Origin of the sequence: Sphingobacterium multivorum, from assembly GCF_900457465.1 — a bacterium.
In the GTDB taxonomy this organism is placed as follows: domain Bacteria; phylum Bacteroidota; class Bacteroidia; order Sphingobacteriales; family Sphingobacteriaceae; genus Sphingobacterium; species Sphingobacterium multivorum.
Genome location: NZ_UAUU01000011.1, coordinates 1,622,484 through 1,646,416 on the forward strand (window position 1 = coordinate 1,622,484; position 23,933 = coordinate 1,646,416).

Consider the following 23,933-nt stretch of genomic DNA (forward strand, 5'->3'; position numbering starts at 1 on the left):
TAAAGAGGGTTTTTCTTGAGGGAATAATTCAATAAAAAAATAACGCGCAAAGTCTCGAAGAAAAAATAAAATATGATAAATACAGGTAATAATAATGAATTTCAAAATGCTTTCAGTGCAAGCTTCAGTTATTATTTTGACAATTTTAGAAATGAGGAGCAATTTTTTGATTCTGCCAAAAGATGGATTGATGATAAATATTTCTTGATTGTGTTTGGATGTTCAACTAAGGATCATCGTGGACAACATATCTTATTATTTTTCAGCAGCCAGTATTTTCCGGTTCAAGAACTAAGAGGATATTTTAAAGAAGGGGCTTATTTTGCATTCCGTTCAGATCTATTTACAGGATATAGTCTGCGAAATAAATTGAAAGAATTTGGGTTTCTAGAATACTCCATTCAGGAATCGATGATCTTATCGAATAACGATTATAGACTTATAAAAAATATCTTTGAACTGATAGACCTCGAGACTAAGATGCCCATGAGTGAAACGCAGTCTAAAATACTTATTTCTTATCTTGATTTGCTTTTACAACATATGCAAAGGTTTTATCAACAGTTAATGGAAGATAAGCTGAATGAGTTTAGCGCGTTACAAAAAGATTTCATGAGCGAGCTGCACACTCTTTTTGATAACAAAAGAAAATGCTTGTTTTTACTTCCTAGTTTAACATTATTGTCCAAGAAACTAAATTGTACAACACGATTTCTCAATGATGTTTCTTTAAAAACTTCTAAAAATACAGCACAGTATCATATTGACAATTTTATTGTTAAAATAGCAAAGGAATTACTTGCTGAAACTGATTTATCAGTAGCTGAAATCGCTAAAAAAATGCAATTTGATCAACCTCAGTCATTAACCAGACTGTTTAAAAAGAAAACAAGAATTAGTCCACTCGACTATCGTATATCAATTATATGACAAATTTATTTCTAGAGGAATCAGCATTAGACTAGCCAAATCAGGTCATTGGTCAAGCCAATGAACTATATTGAGCAAAATTGGGCATTCTGTTTTGCGGCCGGGTGGTTCATTCCTCTTTTTTCACTTTTGATGCCATGGAGTTGTGCCGAAAAAGGAGCACCATCTCCGAATACCACAATTCTCCCTTTCCCAAATTGCAGGTAAGCGCCGTTTGCAAACCTTTTGCCCGACAATCGGGGAATATTGTCTGGAATAGGTCTTTTTATCTGATTCGCATCATTGGGTAGGTAGATGTCATATTCTTCATTTAATAAAGAAATAATATGTGCCTTCGTTGGTATGATAAAGCCTGTTCCACCCCAGCACATGATACTGTCTATTTCCTTACCTGATCCAGTGGTTATTTCATTGGATAACAGTGTGCCTCTATCCTTTGAAAAGATCTCGGGACGTCCATTCTTAGGTAAGGCAAAACCGTTCACGATATGAATCCCAAATGCCGCACCAAGCGTTTGTACAGATCCGGCACAAGGCATGTGGTCGGTCACTAGAAATAGGCTTCCGCCATCAAATACCCATTGACTGAGTGTTTCTATCTCCTGATCGGTAAAGGCTGAATAGGTGGGTAATTTCCAGTTTTCTGGATTATATAAGGCATTTATGCTGATATAAATTTTCACTTCCTTTAATTGATCGTAAGAGATTTTTTCTTTGGCACTTCGGAGGCGATATCCATCAGCTTGCAGAAGATCTGAAAAAGGAGCGTAGGCTCCTCTCAAAGTAACCGGATTGTTGTGTGCCTCGTCAAATAGGAGTAGCGGTCCATCACCGATCCGCACCAGCGGATCGGTGATGGGATAATGAAACTTTTCATCCGCCACCTGTTGGGCACTTAACCCAAAGGTACCTATTAGCAGAAGGAATAAGCAGACAATAGATCTGTTCATATTATTTTTCTTGAATAGGATTATTGGTCCGTCTTTAGCCAGACATCATTTTCGAAACACTGCATTTGCTCCACCTTTCCATTGGCAACAGAAAATGTCAATGGGAAGGTACCATCATCATTTAGAAAGAAAAATTCCGATCGTGGGGTAAATGAAATTGTTTTGTTATCCCACGATTGCGTAAGCGTTAGGCCTGTTGAGGAGGGATCTATTTGAATCTTAAAGTTGTTATCATTTACCTTGAGGTAAGTTCCGGCAAGTTGTTTCAGTTGAGATGCGGTTAAACTCGCGATTTTAGTGGGGTCAAATGGCACGCGCTCACATAAAATCCTACCCAGTATCTTGGTTTGGCTAAAATCGCCGGAATCATCCTTTAAAAATTCTATGGCGTAGCCTTCATTTTTGGATTCAAAATGCGTATCATCTTTACGGACCAGCTGATATCTTTTTTTCTGATCCCACAGCTGTGTCGCATACAGGTTGTTATCTTGCTCCTCGAAAGCAATGAAAGCTACTTTATTGGGTAGCTGGTAGTAACCTTGAAATGATTTTAGCGGAACCAACTGTTGTTGCTGGGGGCTATCTTTAGAGGCGGACTGGGCAAATGTATCAATCGAAGCAAAAAGACAACATGCTCCCACCAGAAGACCATATGTTGCTTTGGAAAATTGGCGGATCGCTCTCGAGTACCCGCTTGGTTTGGTGTATTGTATCATAATTTCTTTTGTTGATTTGATACAAGAGTAGGTCTTTTTGATAGGCTAACCGTCCGAATGGATGCAATCGAACAAACTTCATTGCGTCGGGTTAGTTTGATTGTTTACTATTGACTTTCATATATTCTGTCGGCGTAATGCCTGTTGCTTTTTTGAAGCTGGCATAAAAGGTTGTTCTTGAATTGAAACCTGCCCTTATTGCGATTCCAAACATATCAAGTAGCTTGGCCTCTTCGGATAATAAAAGTATTTTCGCTTCCTCCGTTCGAAGCCCGTTGATAAACTGGTAAAAATTTTTTTCCAGCCCATTGTTTATGATGTACGACAGATCATGCGGATTGATTCCGATATGCTCCGCGAGGGATGATAGTATCAAAGCCGGGTCGAGATATAGCTTTTCAGCTGCTGTTTTCTGTACTAGTTTTTCTTTTAATGCGTCTACTTGTTTTGCTGTCAGCCGCTCTTCGGCTTTAACCTTTTTATGCTCCGCTTCGTTGATGAGGTTTTCTGTAGACTCAATTGTGTAAATTGACCGTTGTGTTAACGTTGCGTAGGCAAGTGCCACAGTGCCCATAAAATATAAAATTGGGGCGACAGCACTAAAAACTATATATACCATAGCCAGCAGGCGGGCAACAATCATCAATAAGAGCGCGATCAATAGATACTTCAACCAGGCCATGTTTATCTTTTCCGTATAGGAAGATAGTTGGCGAATGTTTTTCTGGTGTATTTTGAAGAGCCTATAACAGGCAATCCAATAAAAGATACATTGTGCAAAAAAGAAATATTTGATAGCAAAGATGATCCATTGCGGTAATTGAGGAGGATGGATGTGTTTATTAAAAAGTCCGGGTATTAAATAGATGATCGAGAAGAAAACGAAAGCGAGGAATGGAACAAAATGTAGTCCCCAATACCGAATTGTTGCTGTTGGTTTGACCATGTAGTGAACGGCCAGATAGAAGCAGGGGAGTGTTGCCCATCGCGGGAGTTCCAGCGTATGGATCAATCCATTGCTCTCGATATGAAAACCTTCCAGAAAAAGCTGGGTAAATAAGCATGCCATCAAATAATACCAAGTCCCAAGCCACCGGTCTGCGTGGGAACAACTGTGGTTGACACCCATAACGATTAAGGTGCCGAGCAACAGAAATGCACCCGCTGAAAAAGCATGAAAGGTATAGAGTATATTGATCATGGGCCGTAGCAAGTTATCATTGTAACGTGAATTTAAACATAATTGATCAAATGGTGCTACATCATCCATATAAGTACCCCGATCCAACCATTTACGGACAGCGGGGCGACGAGTAAGCTTTTTTTTACAAATTAGCAATGATCTTTACTGGTCTTGTCCGTGTCCATCCAAACGGATAAATCTGTTAGGGTTCCATGCGATACAATATCAAACTGCTGTCGAATGAGATTACTGATATAGGTTGCTTTTTCGTTTTTCGGTTTATGCTTCGATCGCTTAAGCGGAGATAGTGATTTTATCAATGACAGCACAGTTCTCGATTATAGCTTATTGTTTCCATTTCACTTTTCCCTTATCGTCCAACATTTCGATAGAAGGGTTACCCAGACTGTCCACCTTTAAAATAATTCTCGGTATCTCATTGTTATCTTTCATCACCAAAGAAGCGTTCCCATTCTCTGTTAGTAGGTTTATCCGGTTAATATTATGCCCCGGCTTACCGGATAGATCTTTATCATTAATCAATAGACCAGCCCTGAAATAATTGTCGTGTTTATTATCCTGTGCCAGGATACCAATGGCATCGGCATTCTGATAATCAAATGCAAGTGCATTCAGGTTAGTCTCTTCATTATCGGTAATTGCCAAACCACCTCTTTCGTCTCCATTTTTATCATAGAAAATCAGGCCCGCGGGAGCGTAAGCCCTTTTATATGTTTTCCCTTTGATAATAGGTTGCGGAATGTTATCTGTGTTTGCAATAACGACACGATTATTTCCAGATCTGTCCTTGATATCTATTCTTTCAGCACTTAAACTGTGCTTGTTGTTCAGAAAAAAGTAGACCACACAAGCCATCAGTACGATATTGGAAAGAATAAGTGCGGTTAGAAATATTTTTAGTGTTTTGGAAATTGTTTGCATAATTTAATTTCAATTGTTAATTATTACGGTCTCCTATTCCAAACTTCAATTAATAGTACGATGCGTTCTATTTCAAAGAGTTTAATAGTATCCTTTATTATTGTTTGATAATAAGCAAAAATAAAGTGTGATTTCGAAAACGCACTCTATATAGGTTGAGCGTAATGATTTTTTTATTTGGTTAGCCCTTTACGTATTCGGCTCAACTGTGTTGGGGTAATGCTCAGGTGCGAAGCAATATATTGTAGTGGAATTCTGCTGTCAATTCCCGGATGTGCCGCCAGCAATTTGAGATATCTTGTGGTTGCACTTTCGGTCAGTAAAGAAATTTCTCTTTCTTCATTAATGACGATCCATTTTTTCTCCAAATAGGCAATGTAAAGGTTTTTTAGTTCATCATTTTGATTGATAGCTGCTCTTGTTTGATAATAAGGCATACATACCACAGTAGTGTTTTCAATAGCTTGCAGTTTAAAATCGTTGGGCGTTTTTATGATTGCCGAAAATCTTGTGCTCGCAAAATCCCTCTCCAAATAAATCCATTTATTCCAGATAGCTCCTTTTTCATCAATAAAATAAGAGTTTAAGGCTCCTTTACAGACAAAGAAAATGTCATTGGCGACACGCCCTTCCCTAAGTAAAACTTCATTTTTCTTAAACTGCTGAATGTAGGCCGTTTCAGCCAATAAATCAAATGCCTTATCCGAAATGGGATATACGCTTGTAACAGCTGTTTTAAAGTCAGCAAGATATTTTTCTGTTTCTGTCATTTGCTTTAGCGGGGCTATATTCGAATAAATATAACGTATATTTTAAATAGCTAAAATTGATTTTTCTTCTTCTTTGGATATTTCGATATCAATGACCACTAGATATATATGATAGATTTTATCTTGGTATTATTGTGCCTGAATTTGTAGCGGCAATAATAGTCGTCTGTATTTATTGTCCTGTTTCGTTTTTGAAACCGAAGCGTTATCCCAGTAGCTGCGGTGAGAATAATCTCTACCGATTCCGTATCGAGATCCCTGGCCGACCTCAACGAATAAAATTTCCAGATAAGTCCAAATCTGAGAATAAGTTATAAGTGTCGAAATAAAGGAACTATTTTGGCCACTTCATAAGTGGCTCCTTTGTAGGGGCTTATTGTTTTTTTGTCAATTTTTACCATCAACTCTCATCCTTTGCAGCATTTTCTTCGGCAAGCTTTCCTTTAAGTTATAGGACACCAGCTATCCCGATCACCCTTTGACTTTCTGATCCTGGCATAAAATTTTTTACGATCTTTAAAGAACCAATACGTCGCTATTATGATAAATATATTATTAAAAACGGTTACAGATGCAATAGACATTAATCAAGCAGATAGGGACCTGATTTCAAAACTTTTTAGGGAAAAGAAATATTGAGACTAAGCACAGCAGATAGAACATTAACCTGTTTTGTAAACAAAGGAAGCCTGTCCAAATTCATTTACAGAACTTTGACAGACTTCCATTTTAGAATAATTATGGTATGTTTATTTAGCGGCTAAAACGTCCAATTTCTCAATAGATGGCGGATTAGCTAACAATTCTGGTGCATTTTCCATAAGCGCCTTTGCTATCTTACCACCAAGATGTGCTTGTCTGCCTTCTTCATCTGAAAATGTGTCATAAATGCCAAATGTAGAAGAGTCAATACGAAACGCATACCAAGTAATAGTGCCGACTTCTTCATTAGCAAGTGGCAACGCACTTGTAATAAACTCTTCAACGTTTTTTTCTTTTCCAGCTTTTGCTTCTAGTCGAACTAATAATCCTAATTTTTTCATATATGTTTATCTTTTTTAAATTACACATTTTTATAACAAATGTAGCTCATTTAAGTTTTTTAGGATTTTTTATTTGGTTCAAAAACTTATGAAAAAAGATCAACTACCGTTATAACGTAGCCTTTGGGGATATCAATAAAACCATCTTAACTTACTGTAATAGAATGTTAGAATCCCTGCATCAAAATGCCTAAAATAACGCTATTGTATGGACCCTTTTTAATTCACCCCAAGATTCTTTATCAAATTCTTCGCTATCTTACCATTGTTGTTGATTAAACGTTCTAACATAGGCTTGGTTTAGTATGTTAAAAATGTGGAAAAGATCTAACCTAAACTATCGTCAAGCAATACATATTTGTAACCTCTCAGACATTAAAACGGAGGTTTATTGAGATTATTCGATATCCTTAATTAGCATGATTAATTTTAAAAGATGTTGTATCAAAAACTTGTATCAATAAACAAAGTTTCATGAATTTATATCACATGAGTTTAATGTAACTAAATATGAAAATTGGGTATGCAACTGGAAAACCACTTGAACGAAAAGAAAGCTTCGGGCAATAGCAATCGTCGAAATGGCAAGACAAAAAAGACAGTCCGAGGTCTCAATACCGGAACTTTTGAGCTGGAGACAGGCCGGGATAGATCGGTAAGGTTCGAGCCTAAAGTAGTACCTAACAGACAATTAATTATCACTGAACAGCTTGAGGGACACGTGTTGAGCATGTATGCCCATCTCCTGCTAGTTGAACTGAATTATTAAAAAACTCTTCAAATCCGAATTGACCTACTCCGTCAAATGTGATTTCTTCAATTCCAAAAAATTCAAAGGCGCTAGCAAATTTTAGTAATTCTCTTATCTCTGGCGGAATTTGTCCTGTTGGCAATCTTTGGCTAATTCGTCAATTTGTTGATTTGTCAAACCTTCTTTTAATTCTACTTTATATTCGTCGCCATCTTCTTAAATATATTGTTCGGTCGAAATGGAAGTTAGTTTTTCCGTAGGTGTCATAAATGCAATTGTGTTTTCTTGATGTGTCGTGTTATGCTTGTAGGTAACTGGCGCGGCGACTTGTCGTAGCTGTATCGAAGATACGAAAGTGGAGCTGTTTTGCCAAGTCACTTGTTATAATTTAGTGGATGCGCCATTAAATGAGGAATCTGGCTATCGGAATTTTTATGGAGATACCGCTAGCCCCAAATTACGAAGCATGGTGGTGCATTGAAAACTTTATCGATTTACCACAGGGACGGAATAGCGCTTTAGATTTCGGGGTACATGCAGGCGAAGTCAAAGTCCGACTGGAATTTTTGCCAAGGAATAGATGGTCTATCTAAAAGCAGTGAAGCATGAAGCCACTCGGTATGATATATCAGATATTTATATGCAGTGGTAAGGCTATTTTAATCAAGAGACAGAAGAGAAACTCCAGATAATAAATATACGCGTTAAGGAATTAAAGATTTTTTGGCGTATAGCCGGGGGCCTAGTTAAATAGTTTACAGAAGAAACTATTTTGGTAAATTCATAAGTAGTTCCTTTGCAGGTACTTCTTGTATTTTTCCGTCAACTTTTACCACCAAACTCTCACCCTTTGCTGCACTTTCTTCGGCTAGTTTTCGTAAAGCCTTTTGCACTCCTAAACGAATTCGTTCAGCAAGATTAATATTTTCAATATTTACCTTATCGTTCATTATAGTATTTCGATTTTAGTGTTGACCAAATTTCGCTATTTGAAACGAATTCTCCAAATTTATCACCCTGAGCAATAATTCCGGGGATTAAATCCATGTTATCAAAAACCAACCAGCGATCACATATTGGAATATAAATGTTAAACAAATTTTCTAAACCACGATGATAACGTCTTTCTATCACATCAGATGGAATATTGTGTCCTCCGTTTTCTACTCTTTTCTTTACACGTTGTATGGCTAGTGCAGGGGAGTCGAGCCAAAAATAGAGTACAGTTACCAAAGAATTCGATATCTCGAATGTCAATGCTGCAAAAATAAAATATTGCGGGCTTTTATAAAGTTACTAGATTTTGCCAAATGGATGTTATCTGCTGTTTTTTTAATAAAAGGCACAGTAGAAATTCCATTCTTCTGTTTTCGCATTTTTAGCAAAATACATCGTTCCGCTATCAACTATATTCAAATTTGCTTTGTCGTCGGATGCAATTTGAAATACAAATTCAAAGTCGTTACCAAAATAAACACCCGGTTGACAAAAGCTTGGGTAACCTCCAAGTTTGTGTCCATATTGATTGTCAGCTGTATCATAATAACCTTCAATTACTCCCGAATTTTCAAGTTTTAATATTTCATCTTCCATTTCACTTGTTAAACCACCTCCATCCCACACAGGATAATCTTCTTCTATTTTTGAAGGTTTTAGGGGAAATGGTTTTAGTCCTGAATCAGGATTGTTTAATTCTTTAATTATTAATTTGTCTGATTTTTTATATTCTCGCAAAAGCCATTCATTTCCGTTGGCAGTTATATCCATTGGAAGTTCTTCTGCTATAAAAACAGTAATCACCATTGTATCAGCTAAAATATCAGGTCTAATTTCAATATCTTCTAAGCAAAGTTGGAACAGAGGAAACGTCCAAAACGATGAGATAATTCGTATAAAAAAGTGGCGGATAGTGTTTTCAGTCAGTTTCTATCCTTGATAGACCGGTATAGGAATCTGTCCAATCTTGTGAGCTTTATACGTATGAACATATTTGGCTAAGATTGCCTCCTTTGGTGGTTAACGAGAGGAGCTTTTATTGCTTAATTTGTTTGTCTCATTAAAGCTACCGAATAAATAAATTGGCTACGGATTCCCGAAATCGGGTAATGTACGCTCAAATTACCGTGCATGATAAAAGCATGGGCATGAAAGATTATCATCTTTACAACAAAAATGGTCTTGCTTTTTATGTTTTCAGGAAATCTCAGGGCGTGTGGCAATTGGCATTCGGTGTACTTGCCGATGACATCAAGGAAGCGTGCATTGACGCTCTTATACTTCGCTTTGACACGGATGTGCCTGAGTTGTTTTATCATCATGGAAAACGCCATGTAGTGGAAGTTCGGGCCAAGAAATACAGCCTTTGGCCTATTTATCTCAATAATGCTTATGTAGGAAGTATTCAGTATGACACCTTCACTAAGCAGTTCAATTACGACCTAGATGACAATTGCTTATTGACCGATGACCACGTGCAAAAGTATATAGTCCTGATCCAACGCGGGGAATTAAAGTGGATAAAGGACGATATGCGATGAAAAACGATATAAAAGGAATAAAAAAACCTCGAGTCTGGGAGGATCTTAAGGCTTCCTAAATACTGCGGAATAGTGCTGCTGTAACTATGTTTCTATCGTCGAGAATAAAAGGTGCTGTATTGATGGAGGATTTTCCCCATCTGCCTCGAAGATATCAACCTTTGTTTGTAGCAACCTATCGTCTTTAATTATCAGATGCTCGGGGAAAACATGTTGTACTTTCTTTGTCAGCTTTTCAAATACCTGAAAATCAGTATCGCATACTGGGGTAAATGATTTTTTCCGATCGGGGAGGCGCATTATCCTGATCGCAAAATAGGGTAAAATAACACTAACAAATAAAGAGTATAAGATGTCTTCATTCTGCTCAAGGGGGAAGGAAAAGTGATATGAAGGGCTTCCCCCTAAGAAGGAATAGTCCCAGATTTCAGCAGACAGGTCGGTAAGGGACTCTTTTAATTGTTCCCATTGCCCGCGGTCTGACCAGGCTGATTCAATACATTGTTTCCGGTTATTGTAAGCTTCTGAAGCGGAATAAGCCATGATATCGTCGAGGGTAACACCCTCCGGATAATACTCTTTTAACTGCTCTGTTATTTGTTCCTTTCGCATCTGAATTTATTTACAATTAGTATCCCAGTTCTTCACTCCAGTCCCAGGATTAGTTCCTACCATATTGGCTCCTCTCGCAAGATTCGCTCCAAGCTGTGCATTGATTTAGACCTGCATTTCAGGAGGCCTTTTTTTTAATTTGTTAAAACTGCCGAACGAATCGACTGTTCTTCCGCGTAACCAACTCTTCTTTCGAACCCATACCGTAGCCTTAACAATGCGTCATCATCTTGAAATTAAGAGCTGTATATATTCTTTTTAACAACCTTTTGATGAAAAGGACGCGTACATATTTTAGGATATATTAAGGTTAATACGATTTATCCAAATTTGTTCTCGGTCTTGGTTGTTTTCAAAGTTCTGCAACATATATTCACGATTGTACTTTACTTTTCCATTGAAATACAATTTACCATTTACGTAAACCTTTACTTTCTTCTTCAGATTGACCATTTCAGGCGAAATATTGATTGAAAATGATTTAATAGATGAAGTTTTAATTCTGAAAATGTTGTTTTGATATTCAGCTTTTATTTTTCCTGATTTTCTTGGAAAATCAAAAGCTTTTTTATTAACCTCCTGCACAACTAAGCTATCGTTTTTGTCGTATTTCAACCATTGGTTGATTTTGAAATTTAACTCTTTGTGCCAATTTGATTTTCGGCTTAGGGTATCTAGTTTTATATCAGAAAACCAATCAATATTTCCGTATTTTTCATCATCAAATTCCCAAGATATTTCTTTCGAAAAAGGATTTCTCTTCCGGCTTATTAGGTCGTTAAAAAGAATCTGATAAGCTGGTTCAGATTCGTCAAATTGTGGAAACCAATGCGGAAATCCATTGTAGCGATAATCTTTGTAATCGGCATTTATTCCGTTCATTAATTTTGTTAAATCATCATTTGCGTTTGGTGGATAATAATAATCCTCATCTGTTGAAAAATTGATAAATGAACGGTTTTTAATATTTTCAACGAAAGTACCACCCGTAAATATTTTTGGATAAGTGTTAAATCCGTAAAAACCTGCAAATTGTGTAGGTTGTTTCATCAGATATGAAAACGACCCCGTTCCTCCGTTAGAATGTCCCGAAATGAAAACTTTATTGTCATCAACGTTGACTGCTTTCTTGATACTTTCAAGCATTTCGGGAATCATAAAAAAGCCCTCATTTGATGTCATCCAATTGTATTGCCTGCTCCCTTTTGGAAAAACTAAAATGACATCATTTTGCTCTGCATATTTTGTGTAATATCTATTCCAACCACCTAAATTCCAATCTGCAAACTGATAATCAATCAACGCATTACTTCTTACTGCACCATGAAGAAAGAAAAGCAGGGAATACTTCTTATGAGGATTGTAATTTTTTGGTAAATGAATAAAAAACGAAGTTTTGGTTGAATCGTTTATTTTGAATGAAATAGAATAATCCTGATTCTTTTTCGCTTTGTAGGGATTAAAGTTTTTTATTTTCTCATAAAGAGATTTTTCATCCTGAAATTTATCTAGGTTAGTTGGCTCTATGCTGAAAAATTCATCTTCCTTTACTTTTAATTGGATGTAAAAACGATCTTTATTTTTAATAGCATCACTTTTCAAAATTTGCCATCTTGGGTCACCTATTAGATCTTTATATTCTTCCGAAGCATAATCTCTAATGATATAATTCCAAGCGGGATAAGTTTTCCAGTCGGTTTCCTTCTTTGCCAGCGCAGATAAATAGGTAAATGCTTTATCTTTATTATTCAATTTATAGGCTAAGATTGAAGCGTTATAGCGGCTAAATTGATCTATACTATCCGGAAAGCGCGCAAATGCATCCTCGTATAATCCTAATGCATGCAGATACGCAATTGAATCTTTTGCTTTTTTTTTGTTTTCGACCGCTTTTCGAATCAAAGTTGAATAATTTTCCTGTGCTTGGGCAAATAAACTTAACAGAACTAAAAATAAAACAATACAATATCTCATAAATCAAAATTTAATCAGGCAAATCTACAGACAAACTATTTCGGAAACTTGTAAAAATGGAACTTTACTCGAACTTGTAAAAATGGAACTTTACTCGTTAAGGATCCAGATGCCAAAAAGTATCTTCTTTTCCTAAAATAGTTCCTTTGCTAAAAAAGTTTCTAGGTGAATTATCAACCAGATTTTTATAGATTTTATTAAGATGAGATTGGTCGCTGAAATTAAACTCATAAGCAATTTCAGTGAAGCTACTTTCAGGGTTCTCAAAAAGTTTCTTGTTGACGGACTGCCTAAAAAGAACTATTTCGTAAAATTTTTTTATGGAAACTCCCAAATGAAATTGAAATAATCTGTTTAAATGTTGTCTGCTGATTCCAATGTAAGTTGAAAGTTCTGTGACAGATATTTTCTCGTCATTACTGAAAATATATTGAATTGCTTGTTCTAAAATTGGGCTCTCAAATTTTTTAAAACGATGTAATAAAGCGTTGTCTAAAAAATCTGAAATATGTTTTGTTTGAGTTGTAGAAAAGATTTCTTTTAGTTCTTCTGGACTGAAAAACTCGTAATCTGTTATATAATCTGCAAAATTTAAATTTTCGTAAAATTGCTGGATACCTAAAGGATGAAATACAATGACGATTCTGTAAACTGTTCCAGATTGTTTTACATTAAGTACTTTTTGCCGAATAGGGGTGAAAATCTGAAATGGGTTTGCGTTATCATCAAATTTTATTTCTCCATTTTCCAATCTCACATGATATCTATAAATTGAAATTGTATTATTAAAATGGGGGAAACATAGGAATTTATTGATCACATTATTTGGTTTAATGTCCAAATAGTAATAATCAACATACTTTTTGACTATAGGATTTTTTGGTTTGAACGTTTGAAATAATTCCTTCATTTTTAACTTTCCACCTCGCAAATCTGCAATAATTTCAAAAATAAGAAAAAAAGTTAATGCTAAATCAACATATATCTGATCGTCTAAATAATAATGGAGATTGGAAAAAAACCTAAACAGCTTTGCTGGAGATTAGCGCTTAGCAAAGGGCTACTTTAGTCTAATATAATTCACTATCAAACGCTAAGAAAAGTGATTAAAAGTAATTTATACATAATCGATATTATTTACTAGGTTATTGTGCTAATTTATTACATACTAAATAACTCATAAAATTTGATAAAGAATAGTCTGTCTGTAATTTTTCAGCTCATGTGATTGACTATCCATATAATTTACTTGTTTTTTTACTAAATATGTTAGCAATAATCAATTTATTGTTATATATTTGTCTGATAATCAATTAATAAATATTATGGCTAGATCAAAAAAACATTTGGGTAGGTATGTAGATCCACGTACCGATTTCGGTTGGAAATTTTACTTTGGTAGGGAGGACAACAAAATCTTACTGATTGAGTTTCTCAATAGTCTGTTTCAGGGAGAGAAGATAATTTCGGATCTAAGATATAAGCCTGTAGAACATGATGGTGATTATGAGGGAATGCGTCGTGTTGTATTTGATTTACATTGTATCGGCAGCGATGGTGAGGTTTTCATCATTGAGATGCAGCAGCTCTTTCAAGAATTTTTTAAGGACCGTGCAGTGTACTATACCTCACGTCTCATCAATAAACAATTAGCGCGAGGTAAGAAGGGTAGTGATTATTACCTACCGGAGGTTTACTTTATTGGTATTTTGGAGTTTCACATGGATAGAAATGGTAGTACCGGTATATCTCGTGTCACAGAGCGGCCTTATTTCTATGATGTTGCGCTGTGTGACAAATTGACCAAAGAAATATTCTATGATAAATTGGGATATAAAATGATTTCGCTTCCATTATTTAATAAACAGCCAGAAGAACTAAAGACAGTTATGGATCAGTGGTTGTACTTACTTAAACACTTGAGTACCATGGATAGATTGCCAACATTTTTGGATAAAAGAATATTTGGTCTTATCTTTGAGATAGGAGAGATAGGTAAACTAACGGAGGAGGAGCTAATGTCATACGAAGCAAGTTTAAAACATAAGCGTGATGCTGAGAGCGTATTTAATTCGGCCAAGAAATCCGGAGAATCTTTAGGTCACGCTAAAGGCCTAGCAGAAGGTAAAGCTAAAGGTCTAGCAGAAGGTAAAGCCAAAGGTCTAGCAGAAGGTAAAGCCAAAGGACTAGCAGAAGGAGAGCGTAAAAAAGCTCTTGAGACTGCTAAAGCATTTAAGGAAATGGGGCTACCTATAGCTGATATTGCTAAGGGCACAGGGCTTTCTGTCGAAGAGGTCGAAAAACTCTAAGTTTCTTTATTTTGGATGACTGCTCCACCAATAGATGAATGGCACGAGCCGATTAAATTGGTTGACACAGTTTATGTTACAGTCTCCCGTTATATGCTGTGCTTCCTGTTATTCTGTTGTCGGTAATAGTTTGTCCGCTAAATATTGTTTCCATTTTGTCCCGGTAAACTCGCAATTTCCGCTTTTGATTTGAGCATTAGGAAATTCTGCAAGAATTGCTGTTAAGTCGTTCCAAACATTTTTCAATTTATCGTCCTTGTTTTCAAAATTCAAACTAAATTTTCCGTTTTCTACTTTAATATGCTTGAGAAAAATACCTTCTTGTGTCGAGCTAATTCTGTCCGCAAGTTGTATATAGTAACCTTGATAGTCTGGATAAGGAACTTGCTCTGGTTGTCTTTCTTCACCTGAATAATAACGAAACAGAATGTCGTGTCCGTATTTGCTTAATTTTTCTTTCCAAAATAAAGGTCTCGGAACTTCAGAAAGGTCAGCGGTCAAATATATTTCCTTCTCACTTGTCCAAGGCTTAAATGTTGTTTTTATTAGTTCTTGTTCTTCAATTTCAAGGCTGTTTGTAACAAGTCGAAAAATCGCAGGTGTAGCGAACTCTAAGCAAATTCCATTTTCAACTTCCCATGCTTCAATATATTCAATGTAATTGTCGTCACCAACATTTGTTACATCTATGTCAAAAGTCCATTCATAAATTTTTGATGGAATAATTTTGAAAGGCAAGATGTGTCTTTCTGAATTTGCCTTATAATTTGCTTTCACATTATAACCAACAATAATTTCAAGCGGATTTTCTTTTATTGCCAAAACGTGTCCGTCTTCAAAATAGAAGTTGTCGGACAACCATTTGTCAAGGTCGTTGAATGTATGTACGGTAGTTTTTAGCATTGTATATGTAGAGCGGCGACTTTGCGAAGTAACGTAGCCGTATCGAAGATACGAAAGTGGAGCTGTTTAACCAAGTCGCTTATGGTAAGCTGTCCGCGTAGCGACGGCTTACGTCAATTCCAATCTTAATATAGACTAAGGTTTCCCATAATGCTATTATCGGGCTAGGATAGGCTTAATACATCCGATTACATATAAAAAATGGGAAACCCTAAATATCTGTACGGTATACAATGTTGCTAATAATATTAGTAATATTGTGTAATGAAACCGCTAGAAATCTTTTGCCGAAATCGGGTAATGTACGCTCAAATTACCGTGCATGATAAAAGCATGGGCATGAAAGATTATCATCTTTACAACAAAAATGGTCTTGCTTCATTATGTTTTCAGGAAATCTCAGGGAGAGTGGCAATTGGCATACGGTGTACTTGCCGATGACATCAAGGAAGCGTGCATTGACGCCCTTATACTTCGCTTGATACTGATGTGCCTGAGTTGTTTTATCATCATGGAAAACGCCAGGTAGTGGAAGTTCGGGCCAAGAAATACAGCCTTTGGCATATATACCTCAATAATGCTTATGTAGGAAGTATTCATTATGACACCTTCACTAAACAGTTCAATTATCACCTTGACGACAATTGCTTATTGACCGATGATCACGTGCAAAAATATATAGCCATGATCCAGCGTGGAGAATTAAGTGGATAAAGGACGATATTCGATGAAAAAGAATATAAAGTTCGAATGTGACGTGTGTGGTCAGAAGCAAGTGGTTGAGGTTTCTGTTTTGCATGGTGGTGGAACCTTGCAAATTATGAATTGATCGGTTTTTTATAATGAATGTAGATTTTCGCAGTGGCGATTGGGTAATGCTATGTAACAATACGAGCTGGTTGACCACCGATGAACTTGTTATTATCCTCGATGAGTTGGGCTATGACGAATAAAAAAACCTTGAGTCTGGGCGGGGCGAATCCTGTTTGGTTTTAAAAACAAAAAAAGGCCGAGTTACTCCTCATCCTCATAAATGAATAAATATTATAAAGTCTTTTCCAAAATTAGAAATCACCCAAGTTGCAGCAATGATAACGGACGGTGCGACAGGTGTGGACGATCATGGAAAAACTTTTTGATAATAGAATGCTGTCATTACCGAGACAGGGGGTTGATCTGGAGTGTTCGTGAACATGATAATAATATTTGAAGCAATAAACTAGCATTCCGGAATGAAAGTATTATCAGGAAGGAACTTTTAAACAACATATTCAAATAAATGAATAATTACTATCTGTGGGATTTACATACAATTAAACCAAAGAATGAAAGCAATTCACAACCTATGTAAGCATCCATTAATATAAACACTATTATGAGTCCAGCCGTATATATCGACCGGACTTTAAGATTTATCTTTTCAAAGCCTTTTCCTTTTCTTTAAGCATCCAGTTTCGGAGCTTTTCCTCTCTTTCAGGGCTGATACGCTTTAGAACAATTACCCCCTTTAAATTTTGAGTGCTATTCCCTGTAAATCTGTCGAATTCAACCGTTATATCATATTCAAAGCGATTCCATTTGGGAGAAGTGAGACTGTCAAACGGCACAGTTGTTATGGAATCCCCCCGTTGAACATATACCAAATTTGCCCAAGTAGCAGATGTCCTACTTGGAACACCAGACATCATTGCAACATCACGGAGATCCAAATGTATTTTTTCGACCAAAGTCTGTAGTATCGATAAGTCCTTTTCTTTTTTTTGACTGTAGGCAGATGTTAAAAAACAAATACCCAAAATTGTTAAAATGTTATTCTTCATTTGTTATCAATTAATTGGGGCTAGAGGATACGCTATGGATCGGACAGTTTTTCCCATCGCCTAAGTTTGCGTATGGTTTGATCGTTTGTGGTTGACCATCGGCGCTCGTCACGGTGATAGTTGGGTTTTTTACCCAGGTTTCATTTATTTCAACAGGTGGATTACCAAAGGTTGCATAATTATTTGCAAATGCTAAAGCTTTTGAAAAGTACTATTAATACAATATCGAATCCTATTTGGTTTTTAAAAAATATTATTTCTAGCTGTTGAGCATGGAGTACTAGCTGTCAAAAAGTTTGCTGTTACCGGATTTTTGACTGTAAATGATCTAAGCACCAAAAATATTTTACGTTGACGGATCAGGTGTGGATGGTCTTTAAAAGCTACACATTCAAAAAATAGATAACATCAACCTCCCCACTTGAAGTTAGTGAGTGGATAGATTGCAATTATTTACTGATGTTTTCGACTTGCTTTTTCAACTTCCTTTCTTAACTTTTTCTGATCTTTTCTTGGGCCCACTTCATTTATATAAGCAGGTTGCCTTGGTAATTTTATATCCAGATAGTAATCTTTAAAGTATGCATCTATTCTCACTTCATCAATTGTCAAATTCGATCCAAATTTTTCTATAATTACTTTTCCCCAAAAACCATCTGGAGAGATTTGTTTTGAAAATTCACCCTTTTCGTCTGTGGTAAGCGAAGCTATGGTGTCCCTGCCATTTTTAAGAAAAAAGACTCTCACGTAAGGCACTATTTCATTATTATAGCATAATCTTACTTTTCCATGTATTAATGGAGCTACCTCGCTTTCCGTATATCCTTTGCCCATCTGATTAAAACTACTGCAATTGTTTCGATCAATTTCAGCAAAGTCGTCAAGATTCTTTTTCGTTGCACAACTTGCCAATGTCCAAAATAAAAGAATGCTAGCAACCCATGCGAACTCCTTTTTGTGTAACTCCTTTGTCTTTTCTAGTATCATATTGTTCAGCCATTATTCTATCTGTAATTCGAGATTTATCTACATCTGAAAGGTTTTTAAAGGCATCCGTTTTCTAATAAACCCTTCCAGGCTATATCATCATATATTTGCTTATCTAGATGATAACCCTTTAATTCTCCGTAATTTTTAATGGATGAGGCTAGATCTGTAATAAAATCTCTAGCAATGGTCTCATGTTGAGCGCCATTTGAAAAAGCTTTTTTCTTTGTATACTTTTCAAATAATTGAGGATAAGTCATTGTTGCTGCCGTCGCATCATCATAAAAAAATGCAGTAAGGTAAGCATGAATAGATTCATGAAGCATTGTTGTAGCAAACGCTAAGTCGGAAACATTACCTATAACTAATGGATTGGTATTGAAAGCTATAATTATTTCTCCTGTGTTATTATTTCGATTTGTACCAGCAGCTTTCATCGGGTCGTTAAAATTTTCTGTAGCAAACTTAAGATTATATCCTGGTATTTCTCCTGAAAATTTCTTGATTATATCAGCAACAGAATTTCCATTCAGCATTTTAAGTGTATCCGACACGCCTTTCATACAGTCTGGAAGATTTGTATCATCGATTTTAGCATTGAAGTCTGCAATATCACTTCCATCAGAGCCACCTCCGCCATCGCCTGTACCAGGTGCGTCTGGGACCCAGACATTTTCACAGACATATTCATCTCGGCTATCAATAAGCGACCAGCCATATCCGGCGCAAAATGAGGGGTAAGAACAATCTCGACTATGATAGATAGTTATACCACTACCACATCCATATCCTCCTGATTGATAGATACAATCCACCGTTTGATAGTTGCAATTTTGCTCCCATGCCATTTTCGTTGATGAAGCCCTCTTTTTCTGTACATTTTCATCTCCTTCAAAATAAGGCGAACCATTCCGGTATTTTATCAAATTTGCAGCGTTACTTTTTAGATTTGTGAATAACATTTTTCCAGTAAAGGAGCGGAGATCAGTAATTTCTTCCTTCGTATCATTGAAAAAAAAGCCTTTGTAAAATTCTTTGCCATTTTTTACGAGTAAGTATGTCTTACCACCTTTTTAAAACGTAATTTTCTCCTTATCTTCCTTGAGAAATGGATGCAGTGGAACAAACATATATTCAACTGAATCGTTTGCTTTACGGACAGTTACTTCATCCCATAAAGGTTCCCATTGAATTGGTAAGTTATCTTTTGGATTGATCTTTTTAAATATTCCTTCTTTGGCATAAAATTCTTTTATATCAGCCAAAGTCGGCTTATTTTCATTATCTAATACTTGGGACGAATCTTTCTGACAACTTACTACGATAAACAGCAAGATAAGGAGCCAGATAAAGTTTCTTGTAAAAAAATGGCTTTTCATTACTTCTATTTTACTTTTCTTTTAACGATTTATAGGAATAAAGCTAAAGTTATTTATCGTAAAATTTTTGCTAGATTAAAAAAACTACACATTTGTGTGAAAGTTTGTAACTCGCTTATAATGTATAGATAATGCACAGGTAATATACAGGTAATAATAGAAAAGTAATTCGATTTTAAGAACCATTCTTCTGATTGAAATACAATAGGGAATTGAAATCAGCTTTACACGTTACTCGTGTAATATAGATAAGCTGGTTAGATAATATAAGAAATGAAAAAAGGACAAAGATTGCAGAGCGTGAGGGAGTACAAAACGCACTCTGTCAAAGGCTGGTGAAACATGCTGGTCTCTTTGTTACTTCCAAATGAACCTAACTGTTTTTAACAAAATCTGGATCAAAGATCACTAATCATTAGCAGTAAAATCTTATTACTTTAAATAAAAAAGATTAGTAAAAAGCAAAAGTAAGCAAAACGATTAAATCCGTTGCTATACAATGTTTTATAAAGAAGTAGTCTTTATTTGGAAATCGGTGTCTGATAGATTTTGGGCTTGAAATGACAAAGTTAAGTTACTAATTCGTTACCGATTAATAGAGGTTTCTTATTAGTTTAAACGGTTATATTTCAGTGTTTTGCACTTATTTTTGTATTTCCTTGTAACTCAATGTAAATTAATTTTAAACATTAAACATTTGAGTTATGATGCAGACAAAAAAATCAACGTTCAAACTGCTTTTCTACTTGAAAAAGAACGAACTGAAAAAAAATGGTAATGCTCCGATTATGGCACGTATTACCATTGACGGAACACCTAAAACTTTCGGGACAAAGTTAGAAATTGACCCAAGCAATTGGGATCTAAAATATGGAAGAGTTTGAGGGCAAAAGCGCAACAGCTTTAAATATTAATAAAAAGTTGGATAACATACGTGGGCGTATCGACAAAATTTATGAAGATATGCTGAAACACGAGGGCTTTGCTACTTCCCAAAAAGTAAAGCTCTCATTCTTGGGTGTTGGTGTAATGGATGATGCAATTCTAAAAGTCTTTAACGATAAAAATGAGGATTTTAAAAAATTGGTTGACAAGGAAGAACGTTCACAAAGCACCTACAACAAGTACATCACGGTTTATAATCATCTTACCACTTTTATCAAAGAACGCTATCATCGTGATGATATGGCCTTTCGGGAATTGACTGGAGATTTTATTAGGGAATTTGATTTTTATCTTCGGTACGATTTACAATCTACACATAATACGGTTTGGGTTACACGATGCCTGTGCTAAGTCTGGTGGAATTGGCTATTAAAAAAGGTTTGATACGTGATAATCCGTTTCAAGATTATGAAATCAATATGGAAGAAACTGACAGGGGTTATATTCTTAAAGAAGATGTAGAAAAACTGATGATGTGTGCACCGCCCCACCCACGGTATGAGCTTGTGAAAGATCTTTTTATTTTCAGTTGTTTTACCGGACTTGCTTATGCGGATATTAAAAAACTGACAAGGAACAATATTCAGTCTTTCTTCGATGGTCACCAATGGATCATCAGCAGAAGAAAAAAATCAGATATTGCTTCTAATGTTCGGTTAATGGAAATCCCAAAACGTATCATAGAAAAATACCTCGGTAGCACTCGTAATGAGTTTATCTTTCCAGTTCCAACCAATGTAACCTGCAATACTCACATTGGCAAATTAATTGAAAAAGCTGAAATTATAACAGAACAAAAAGTAACTTTTCACACCGCAAGACACACATTTGGAACGATGTTTTTGACCGAAGGCGTACCTCTTGAAAGCCTTAGCAAAATGATGGGACATAAAAACATTTCAACTACACAGATTTATGCTAAAATTACCAGCCAAAGATTAGTAAGGATATGGATTTGGTAGCTCCTAAATTTAAGGAGATTGAAGAAGCGTTTTTACAGGTTATATAGTTAATCACAATTTGAAATTAGGAGCAGAACTTAACGGTTCTGTTTTTTTTTATGCCCATATTTTATAGCCAAAGCACATTTACTTCGCTCTGCTATTCCCTTTCTGTAAAAGAGCTTTTCGGCTACTTCTGGAACAGAAGATTAAAAAATGTTGTCATCTACTCCTCCCGCACAAATACATTTTTCTAATCCTCTGTTAGTGTGGCTTTGATAGCCCCACCGCTTTAAAAAAGTGTTTTAAAAATTCAGCGAATTGGATGTGTTATTTCAATTCACTCTGAACCATTTCTCAATGCCATCTTCTTGGCTTCCACATTCATTTTTATCCAAAGACCCGTATGCTTTTTTGTCCCATTTCAAGAGCAAAGGTATTTCCGTGTTCTTAACGCATCACAAAGGTCAAGCAAGTTTGGAAAATAATCTCCACCCGTTGGGTAGTATTTTTTTCCAAAACCTTGGTGATGCTAAACACGAACCTTTTATGCTCGTGAAACGAAACATAGCATACTCCGGCTCTTTAAACGAATAAAAAAAAATGTCAGATATGAAGATTAAAAACATTGGAAATGGTAATGAAACGAAACAGCACCTCCTCTCATTGCCGAATAAATCTAAAAAAAATCAAAATCAATAACTAAAAATTAAAGAATATGAACATCACAGGAAGACTGACAAGGGATGCGGAAGTACGCACAACGTCACAGGACAAACAAGTAGTAAATTTTTCAGTAGCGACCAACGACAGCTACCGAAACAAACAAGGCGAACGCATAGAGCAAACCACCTATTTCGACTGCTCTTATTGGATAACTCCGAATGTAGCCAAGCTACTCAAAAAAGGCACTTTGGTAGAACTATCGGGACGAGTAAGCACAAGAGCGTGGACAGGTAATGACGGAGAGCCAAGAGCAGGACTGAATTTCCATACCTCACAAATCAAATTGCACGGAGGTAGTAAGAGAACCGAAAGCGTACAAGCTACTGCACAAACAGGAAACAACAGTACAGCAGGAAAAGGTACAGAAGACGACCTTCCATTTTAATCAAGAACATTCAATCCATTTTTTAATATCAAAATTTTAAGCATTATGGCACATAATATCAATTTCAACGAGAGAACAGGACGTTATTCATTTTTTAGCGTACAACAAAAAGCGTGGCACGGTTTGGGGCAAATCGTAGAGCAATATCCAACAAGTGAGGAAGCTATCAAACACGCAGGATTAGATTACGAAGTCGTAAAATCCCCACTATTTACCAAAGGTTCCGGCATTATCGAAACCACCAATGGTATAGAGATAGGCAGTAGCGAATTAAAAGTGCCTAATTATTACGCTAACATTCGCACCGATAACAATAAAGTATTGGGAGTAGTCGGCAAGGATTACCACATCGTACAAAATCGTGAAGCCTTTAATTTCTTTGATGCTATTGTAGGCGGTGATGAGGGCATTCTGTACGAAACCGCAGGAGCATTAGGCAACGGAGAACGCATTTTTTATCACAGCCAAATTGCCCGACTATATTCGTGTAGGCAATGGCGATGATGTTACGGAAAAGTACATTTTCCTTACCACTTCGCACGATGGTAGCGGAAGTATCACAGCCGCATTTACACCAATCCGTATCGTTTGCCAAAACACCTTAAACGCTTCGTTACGCAGTATGACCAATGTTGTTCGTATCAAACACACTTCGGGAGCAAAACAACGTATTGAGAATGCCCATAAGATTATGGGACTTGCCAATACATTGAGCAACCAATTAGAGGGCATTTTTAATGAGTGGGCAAAAGTAAAGGTAACAGACCAAGAGGTTAAAAAGCTAATCCAATTGGCACTTTGCCCGAATAAGGAAACCTTTGATTTGCTAAAAAAAGGTGCTATGGATGAAATTTCCACAGTGTTCAAAAATACCGTTGAGGATGCATTTGCATACGCAATGATAAGCGATACACAGCAAATGGACACAACAAAAGGCACTTTGTTCGGAGCGTATAATGCTGTTACAGGCTACTATCAGAACGTGAGAAATTACAAGAATGACGAAGCCAAATTACAAAGCATTGTATTGGGTGGTACTGCTCAACTCAAATCACAGAAAGCATTTGAATTGTGTAATGGTTTTGCTTTAGACGGTGCAGAAATCCTAAACCTTAATTAATTAACAACAG

At 36.2% G+C, this 23,933-nt stretch carries 25 protein-coding genes and 2 pseudogenes; 10 read left to right on the forward strand and 17 right to left on the reverse strand.

Annotated features, from left to right (window positions below; translation table 11 throughout):
• The first annotated feature begins 72 nt into the window (after positions 1–72).
• Positions 73–930, forward strand: coding sequence for a helix-turn-helix domain-containing protein (locus DTA23_RS24380; protein ID WP_070565720.1), 858 nt, complete (start codon positions 73–75; stop codon positions 928–930).
• Between the two features lie 65 nt (positions 931–995).
• Here the strand turns inward: DTA23_RS24380 and DTA23_RS24385 are convergent, their stop codons facing one another.
• The 6 genes from DTA23_RS24385 to DTA23_RS24410 all read right to left on the reverse strand — a co-directional run bounded on the left by DTA23_RS24385 (position 996) and on the right by DTA23_RS24410 (position 6,534).
• Positions 996–1,880 (reverse strand): hypothetical protein, encoded by an 885-nt coding sequence (locus DTA23_RS24385; RefSeq protein ID WP_146753196.1) that lies wholly within the window; start codon positions 1,878–1,880, stop codon positions 996–998.
• Positions 1,881–1,900: 20 nt separating this feature from the next.
• The gene (locus DTA23_RS24390; RefSeq protein ID WP_070565717.1) at positions 1,901–2,596 is read right to left on the reverse strand and encodes a hypothetical protein; all 696 of its coding nucleotides are present in this window, start codon (positions 2,594–2,596) and stop codon (positions 1,901–1,903) included.
• Positions 2,597–2,687: 91 nt separating this feature from the next.
• Positions 2,688–3,866: a helix-turn-helix domain-containing protein gene (locus tag DTA23_RS24395; protein ID WP_146753198.1), complete on the reverse strand. Its 1,179-nt coding sequence runs from the start codon at positions 3,864–3,866 to the stop codon at positions 2,688–2,690.
• A 258-nt stretch (positions 3,867–4,124) separates the two neighbouring features.
• A complete protein-coding gene (locus DTA23_RS24400) occupies positions 4,125–4,721 on the reverse strand; it encodes a hypothetical protein (RefSeq protein ID WP_070565714.1) in 597 nt (198 codons plus the stop codon).
• A gap of 173 nt (positions 4,722–4,894) precedes the next feature.
• A complete protein-coding gene (locus DTA23_RS24405) occupies positions 4,895–5,491 on the reverse strand; it encodes a Crp/Fnr family transcriptional regulator (RefSeq protein ID WP_070565712.1) in 597 nt (198 codons plus the stop codon).
• A 749-nt stretch (positions 5,492–6,240) separates the two neighbouring features.
• Complete coding sequence (locus DTA23_RS24410; RefSeq protein ID WP_070566204.1) at positions 6,241–6,534, reverse strand: putative quinol monooxygenase; 294 nt, start codon at positions 6,532–6,534, stop codon at positions 6,241–6,243.
• A gap of 526 nt (positions 6,535–7,060) precedes the next feature.
• Here DTA23_RS24410 and DTA23_RS24415 point away from each other — a divergent pair.
• Positions 7,061–7,273: pseudogene (locus DTA23_RS24415) on the forward strand (transposase); the annotation flags it as partial.
• 779 nt (positions 7,274–8,052) lie between these two features.
• Here the strand turns inward: DTA23_RS24415 and DTA23_RS24430 are convergent.
• From DTA23_RS24430 to DTA23_RS24440, 3 genes are all read right to left on the reverse strand, one after another.
• On the reverse strand, positions 8,053–8,235 hold the full coding sequence (locus DTA23_RS24430) for a DUF8506 family protein (protein WP_028069684.1): 183 nt from the start codon (positions 8,233–8,235) through the stop codon (positions 8,053–8,055).
• A complete protein-coding gene (locus DTA23_RS24435; RefSeq protein WP_070568843.1) occupies positions 8,225–8,542 on the reverse strand; it encodes a hypothetical protein in 318 nt (105 codons plus the stop codon). Before DTA23_RS24435 ends, DTA23_RS24430 begins: the two co-directional genes overlap by 11 nt.
• Positions 8,543–8,617: 75 nt before the next feature.
• Positions 8,618–9,088, reverse strand: a complete 471-nt coding sequence (locus tag DTA23_RS24440) for a DUF1963 domain-containing protein (RefSeq protein ID WP_070568840.1) — start codon at positions 9,086–9,088, stop codon at positions 8,618–8,620.
• 341 nt (positions 9,089–9,429) lie between these two features.
• Between DTA23_RS24440 and DTA23_RS24445 the strand changes: the two genes are divergently transcribed.
• Positions 9,430–9,822, forward strand: coding sequence for a hypothetical protein (locus DTA23_RS24445; RefSeq protein ID WP_146753201.1), 393 nt, complete (start codon positions 9,430–9,432; stop codon positions 9,820–9,822).
• Positions 9,823–9,906: 84 nt separating this feature from the next.
• On the opposite strand, the gene DTA23_RS24450 is transcribed toward DTA23_RS24445, so the two are convergent.
• The 3 genes from DTA23_RS24450 to DTA23_RS24460 form a co-directional block, all read right to left on the reverse strand.
• Complete coding sequence (locus tag DTA23_RS24450; protein ID WP_112376275.1) at positions 9,907–10,434, reverse strand: hypothetical protein; 528 nt, start codon at positions 10,432–10,434, stop codon at positions 9,907–9,909.
• A gap of 294 nt (positions 10,435–10,728) precedes the next feature.
• Positions 10,729–12,408 carry an alpha/beta hydrolase-fold protein gene (locus DTA23_RS24455; protein WP_112376276.1) on the reverse strand — a complete coding sequence of 560 codons (1,680 nt, stop codon included), beginning with the start codon at positions 12,406–12,408 and terminating at the stop codon, positions 10,729–10,731.
• A 97-nt stretch (positions 12,409–12,505) separates the two neighbouring features.
• Positions 12,506–13,318 carry a helix-turn-helix domain-containing protein gene (locus tag DTA23_RS24460; protein WP_070565939.1) on the reverse strand — a complete coding sequence of 271 codons (813 nt, stop codon included), beginning with the start codon at positions 13,316–13,318 and terminating at the stop codon, positions 12,506–12,508.
• 415 nt (positions 13,319–13,733) lie between these two features.
• Here DTA23_RS24460 and DTA23_RS24465 point away from each other — a divergent pair, with 415 nt between their 5' ends.
• Positions 13,734–14,717: an Rpn family recombination-promoting nuclease/putative transposase gene (locus DTA23_RS24465; RefSeq protein WP_070565937.1), complete on the forward strand. Its 984-nt coding sequence runs from the start codon at positions 13,734–13,736 to the stop codon at positions 14,715–14,717.
• Between the two features lie 108 nt (positions 14,718–14,825).
• On the opposite strand, the gene DTA23_RS24470 is transcribed toward DTA23_RS24465, so the two are convergent.
• Positions 14,826–15,539: a metallophosphoesterase gene (locus DTA23_RS24470; RefSeq protein ID WP_139144988.1), complete on the reverse strand. Its 714-nt coding sequence runs from the start codon at positions 15,537–15,539 to the stop codon at positions 14,826–14,828.
• Positions 15,540–16,109: 570 nt separating this feature from the next.
• On the opposite strand from DTA23_RS24470, the gene DTA23_RS26975 reads away from it, so the two are divergent.
• The gene (locus DTA23_RS26975; protein ID WP_146753203.1) at positions 16,110–16,334 is read left to right on the forward strand and encodes a hypothetical protein; all 225 of its coding nucleotides are present in this window, start codon (positions 16,110–16,112) and stop codon (positions 16,332–16,334) included.
• Between the two features lie 698 nt (positions 16,335–17,032).
• Here the strand turns inward: DTA23_RS26975 and DTA23_RS24475 are convergent.
• From DTA23_RS24475 to DTA23_RS24490, 4 genes are all read right to left on the reverse strand, one after another.
• Positions 17,033–17,440: a hypothetical protein gene (locus DTA23_RS24475; protein WP_070564582.1), complete on the reverse strand. Its 408-nt coding sequence runs from the start codon at positions 17,438–17,440 to the stop codon at positions 17,033–17,035.
• 453 nt (positions 17,441–17,893) lie between these two features.
• Positions 17,894–18,427, reverse strand: a complete 534-nt coding sequence (locus DTA23_RS24480) for a hypothetical protein (protein ID WP_112376277.1) — start codon at positions 18,425–18,427, stop codon at positions 17,894–17,896.
• Between the two features lie 56 nt (positions 18,428–18,483).
• Positions 18,484–19,389: a hypothetical protein gene (locus DTA23_RS24485; RefSeq protein ID WP_112376278.1), complete on the reverse strand. Its 906-nt coding sequence runs from the start codon at positions 19,387–19,389 to the stop codon at positions 18,484–18,486.
• 111 nt (positions 19,390–19,500) lie between these two features.
• On the reverse strand, positions 19,501–19,806 hold the full coding sequence (locus tag DTA23_RS24490) for a hypothetical protein (RefSeq protein ID WP_112376279.1): 306 nt from the start codon (positions 19,804–19,806) through the stop codon (positions 19,501–19,503).
• A 704-nt stretch (positions 19,807–20,510) separates the two neighbouring features.
• Between DTA23_RS24490 and DTA23_RS30970 the strand changes: the two genes are divergently transcribed.
• The 5 genes and pseudogenes from DTA23_RS30970 (at position 20,511) to DTA23_RS24515 (ending at position 23,923) form a co-directional block, all read left to right on the forward strand.
• Entirely contained in the window at positions 20,511–20,690 is a 180-nt protein-coding gene (locus DTA23_RS30970; protein ID WP_256604653.1) for an Arm DNA-binding domain-containing protein, read from the forward strand.
• Positions 20,677–21,102, forward strand: coding sequence for a phage integrase SAM-like domain-containing protein (locus DTA23_RS30975; RefSeq protein WP_256604654.1), 426 nt, complete (start codon positions 20,677–20,679; stop codon positions 21,100–21,102). The genes DTA23_RS30970 and DTA23_RS30975 overlap by 14 nt, the downstream gene beginning before the upstream one ends.
• Positions 21,090–21,713, forward strand: a complete 624-nt coding sequence (locus DTA23_RS30980) for a site-specific integrase (RefSeq protein WP_256604655.1) — start codon at positions 21,090–21,092, stop codon at positions 21,711–21,713. Before DTA23_RS30975 ends, DTA23_RS30980 begins: the two co-directional genes overlap by 13 nt.
• Positions 21,714–22,410: 697 nt before the next feature.
• Entirely contained in the window at positions 22,411–22,803 is a 393-nt protein-coding gene (locus DTA23_RS24510) for a single-stranded DNA-binding protein (RefSeq protein ID WP_112376281.1), read from the forward strand.
• Positions 22,804–22,848: 45 nt separating this feature from the next.
• Positions 22,849–23,923 (forward strand): annotated as a pseudogene (locus DTA23_RS24515) (DUF932 domain-containing protein).
• Positions 23,924–23,933 lie beyond the last annotated feature (10 nt).